Annotated in this window: 5 protein-coding genes; all 5 read right to left on the reverse strand. The window is 63.1% G+C overall.

Going from position 1 to position 4,416, the window contains the following annotated elements; translation table 11 throughout:
• The coding region (locus ACP5EL_RS08550; RefSeq protein ID WP_428402090.1) for a hypothetical protein at window positions 1-1,120 on the reverse strand (1,120 nt) is incomplete at its 3' end.
• Window positions 1,110-2,315, reverse strand: a complete 1,206-nt coding sequence (locus tag ACP5EL_RS08555) for a pentapeptide repeat-containing protein (protein ID WP_428402091.1) — start codon at window positions 2,313-2,315, stop codon at window positions 1,110-1,112. The genes ACP5EL_RS08550 and ACP5EL_RS08555, both read right to left, overlap by 11 nt.
• Before the next feature lie 17 nt (window positions 2,316-2,332).
• On the reverse strand, window positions 2,333-2,887 hold the full coding sequence (locus ACP5EL_RS08560) for a hypothetical protein (protein ID WP_428402092.1): 555 nt from the start codon (window positions 2,885-2,887) through the stop codon (window positions 2,333-2,335).
• A 245-nt stretch (window positions 2,888-3,132) separates the two neighbouring features.
• Window positions 3,133-3,747 carry a hypothetical protein gene (locus ACP5EL_RS08565; RefSeq protein WP_428402093.1) on the reverse strand — a complete coding sequence of 205 codons (615 nt, stop codon included), beginning with the start codon at window positions 3,745-3,747 and terminating at the stop codon, window positions 3,133-3,135.
• Between the two features lie 185 nt (window positions 3,748-3,932).
• Window positions 3,933-4,416: metal-dependent hydrolase (locus ACP5EL_RS08570; RefSeq protein ID WP_428402094.1), on the reverse strand; the 484-nt coding region annotated here is incomplete at its 5' end.

The raw sequence follows: 4,416 nt of genomic DNA on the forward strand, positions 1-4,416 counted from the left end.
AGTCCTCGATGGATAGGCCGGATATCTCGATCCGGTCCAGGCGCAAGGAGCCGTTCTTGGCCTCTGCTGCGATTCTGTAGCTCCCCGAAGGAAATCCGGTGGTATCGATGCCGAGGCTGAAGTCCCCCTCTACGACCAGCAGCTTCTCCATGGTCATGGTCAGGTTCACCGCGGCGGCGTCCTCGGCGGCGTCGCCGAAGATCTTGACGTGGTAGCTCCCCGGAGAGATCAGGTCGGTCTCGGCGGCCGCGATCCCCTCCTCGGAGGCCTCGACTTGGGTGGTGACCCAGGTTCTGATCCTCTCCCCCTGGGGCTTTTTGAGGCCGATGTTGAGGTTCTCTGCGCCCTCGGCGGCGACGGTGAAGTTGTTGGGCTTGTTGGGGATGAAGATCCCGGGAAGGCGGTAGGAGTAGCCGGTCTTCGAGCCGGTGACCTCGGGGGGGACGGAGAGGGGAGGGATCTTTATGCCCACCAGGTCGAGGCTGTACCTGCCGGAGAAGACCGGCACCGTCTCCTCTGCGGTGAAGGTCAGAAGAAGCTCTCCGGAGCCGGTCCCCGAGATGGTCTTCTCCGAGCGGAGGGGGTCGGTGAACTCCGAGGAGCCGTAAGGGGAGGTGGTATAGGCCTCGGGAGCGTAGTCGCAGATCTTCTGGCCCGCCTGGGAGGAGCCCGAGGATAGTACCACCTGCCTGAGGCGGTAGGGGCCGTCCGTACCGCTCTTCTGGATCGTCTTTCCGTCGAAGTCCAGGAGCATGGTCTGGTCTCCGACTTCGAGCCTGGCGTGATCTATCGACCAGACCAGCTCTCCGTCCTGGGGGTCGAAGAGGAAGCCCATCAGGCTGTACTCGCCGGGCTCGGAGACGAAGACGCCCGCCTCCACGATCAGAAGGTCGTAGAGGCCGTCCCCGTCGAGGTCTGCGCCCCGGTCGGAGTAGTCGCCGGTGAGGACCGCGGCTGCCCCGGCCTCGTCGCCGAGGGCCGGGGGGGCGAGGAGGACCGAGATCACGATCAGGGCAGAGATCGTGCCGAGAAGCCCTTTTGCAGCTCCAGAGCCCCTCGGGGTCGCCGACCGGGATTTCGCCGGGCCGATCTCCCTCTCGGCGGAGCCTCTACAGTCCATCGAGGTCCCTCCTCAGATCGTCGGAGATCGCGGCACCTTCGAGGTCTGCGCTGGAGAGGCTTCTGAGGGTGCACGTGCTATACTCGACCCCTTCGAGGTTTGCGCCTCTGAGGTCGGCGTCCATGAATATCACCGTGTCGAGCTTGCAGCCGCCCAGGTCCGCGCCTCTGAGGTCGGCTCCGATCAGCATCACCGTGTCGAGGCTTGAGCCCCTCAGGTCCGCGCCGGCGAGGCTCGCGCCTTCGAGGTCGACGTGGTACAGCTCGGCGTTTCTGAGGCTGATCCCGCTCAGGTTCGCCAGAGGGATGGCGGTGCTCTGGAGCCTGCATCGGTCGAGGACGACCCCGGTCAGGTCTGCTCCATTGAAGCAGACGGAGAGGAGGTTTGTGGACGTCAGGTCGACGCCTGCGAGGTTGGCGTTCACCAGGCAGGCGTAGGGCAGCTCTGCCTCTCTCAACTTTGCTCCCGCGAGGTTCGCCTCGGAGAGGTCGGCGTAGGCGAGAGACGATCTCTTCAGATCGGCGCGGGTGAGGTTTGAGCTCATCAGGTAGGATCTCGAGAGGTCCGAGTCGCTGAGGTCGGCGCCGGAGAGGTCGACGTTGTAGAACTCGGCTCGTGAGAGCTGGCCCTTGGAGAGGTAGCCTCCGCTCAGGTCGGCCCAGTTCAGGTGGGACCCCACGAAGTTTGCACCTTCCATGTAGGCGTCTCTCATCTCGGCCCCGGTCAGATCGGCCCTGAAAAGCTTGGCCCCGGTCAGATCGGCGCCGGTCAGGTTCGCGTGGGGCAGGCAGGCCCGGGTGAGGTCGGCTCCGTTGAGATTCGCATCGACCAGGACGGCCCGGGCCAGCTTGGACTTGGAAAGTCGGGCTCCGGAGAGGTCGGAGCCGGTCAGGTCCGCCTCGGAGAGGTCGGCTCCGAAGAGGTCCGCCTCCACCAGCTTCGCAGAGCTCAGGCGGGCGCCGATCATCCAGGCCGACCTGAGATGGGCAAAGCTCAGATCGGCCTCTCTGAGGTCTGCGCCGGAGAGGTCCGACTGGTTGAGGCTCGCCCCCCGGAGGTCTTCTTCCGCGAGGTTCGCCCCGGAGAGGTCCGACCGATCCCTGATCTCGGATCTGATCTCTTCGTCTTCGGCGTAGCCGACCAGGCCGATCAAGAGGGCCGACACCAGAAGGCCCGCTAAAAGTTTAGTCCTCAAAATCATCTCTCCTTCAGTTACATCAGTCTCCATCTTGGATTTATATAATCAAGGTATTTCATATCGTCGAAGCTGTAGGGCGCTGAATAGTAATCGTCGATCCTCATGATCCCGTAGTAGCTGTCGACGGCGATCCAGGCGTCGGGATATTCGGGGGCCTCCACCACCACCCAGAGGTGGCCCTGCCAGTCCCATTCGCTCGGGTCGTACATGTACATCACCCGGTAGCCGTAAGCGGAGTAGGAGTCGTCCAGCTTTCGGGAGCCGTCGTAGCACATCCCCAGGGGCGTCACCGGGAAGAGAAGCCTACTTCTGGTGAACTCGGCGAGCTCGCCGGTCGGAGGGGCCTCATCGTAGCTGGCGTTTCTCTGGATGGCGTCCTCGGCCAGAGTTCTGACCGGGCCGGTGGATTTTGGCGGGCTCTTCCAGAAGTCGGCTAGCCCCGGCGAGGCCCCGTTCGGGGTGAGGTAGGCCTCGATCCCTCCGGGCAGATCGACCAGGACGTGGTCGGGCTTCGGCTCGGAGCGGTAGCTGTGGGTGGCGAGGAAGAAGGCGAGCTCGTCGATGGTCATCCTCGGGTCCTCGTAGCTGGAGATAAGGAGCCACAGGTCGTTAATCTCGCTGCAGAATGAGGTCGGCCCAAATCCGGCGGATAAAAGTATGAGGATGATCAGGGATGATCTCTGAGGGCTCATTTTACCCCGCTTTCTTTGAAATTAGATGAGAAGCCGCCATCGATCTCCAGGATGGGCTCGAGGGGCGACTTTGCCGCTTTGCGCTTATGGCTTTGAGCTCTGGTCGGTTCGGCGGTCGAGGCTCAGAGGTCGATCTCGGACTGGCCCGTATTGGGGCAGGTGTGCTCGTCGGGCGGCCGGGGCAGCCCCGGCTGGGTCTCCACCGTCATCTCGATTATGTCCTGGGGGTCGGTTATATCTCCGCCGGCGGCGACGGTGGTGGTCACCTTGTTATCCTCGGACTCGGTGTAGTCGACTGTGGTGTAGGTCGTGGTGCCGTCGGGGTTGTGGGTGATCTCCGTCGACCTCAGAGGGTTTCCCTCCTCGTCGGTGGTCATCATCGTCTCGGAGATGGGGTTTCCCTCCTGGTCGTAGACGGTGGCCAGGGCGAGGTTCGCCTGGGGGTCGGAGAATTCAGATCGGAAGAGCTTTCCATCGGGGTCGTATACCTTCTTCAGGGTTTTGCCGCTCTCGGGGTCGGTGTAGGTGGCGATGGTGTACTCGATCCCGTCTATCGTCTCGGTCGTCTCCGTCGGCTCGAAGCTCTCCAGGCTCTTGATCTGGTCGGGAAGGGCGGAGAGCATCTCCTCGAATTTGACCGCCTCTTCTACGGCCTCCTCGCCGGTCAGGCCCGCGGCGGTTACAGCACAGGCGATAAGGGCGGCGAGAGAAACGAGCGCCATTTTGGATATGTTCATACTGGTTCTGCCTCCTTGGGACCTATTTACAATCCCAAGGGCTTTTAATCTTTCGAATGAGAATGGGCATGATCCCCGCCGCCCGAAGGTGAAGGATGCGGAGCCGAAGAGAGGCCGAAGGGCGGGCTGAATAAAGGTTGAACGGGGCCAGAAGGGGGGGAAGGGGGAGGAGGCCTTGCGGCCGATCAGAGGTTCTTCGAGGGCCCTCTCTTCGAGAGGCCTCTTCTGATCCTCCTGGCCGCGGCCAGGGTCGCAGGCCAGCTCTGAAGGCCGAAGGCTGCGAGGTAGAGGAGGCCCAGAAGCTCGGGGACGAGTATATCGGGCCTCTCCAGCCCCCGGATCAGCATCTCGAAGTAGCCGAGGACGCTCATATTGGCATTGACGGGAAAGCCGCCCAGGAGGGGCCAGAGGAAGATCTCTGGGGTCCTCCAGATCGAGTCGAGGGCCTGGTGGGCGAGGACGCCGAAGGCGAGGGAGCCGATGGCGCGGCTCTTAAGGATGGCGGCGATGGCGACGAGGAGGAGGAGGAAGAGGAGAGTATGGGCGAAGATCCGGCCCGTGGCCATGCTCCCGTAGATGAGCAAGCCCAGGGGTTTATCGATCAGGTCGGGGAGGATGGACCCGATGGCGACGAAGAGGAGGGCGAAGGAGGTGCCGCCGAGCCTCCCG

It is taken from the genome of Methanocrinis sp., from assembly GCF_049974945.1.
GTDB lineage: Archaea > Halobacteriota > Methanosarcinia > Methanotrichales > Methanotrichaceae > Methanocrinis.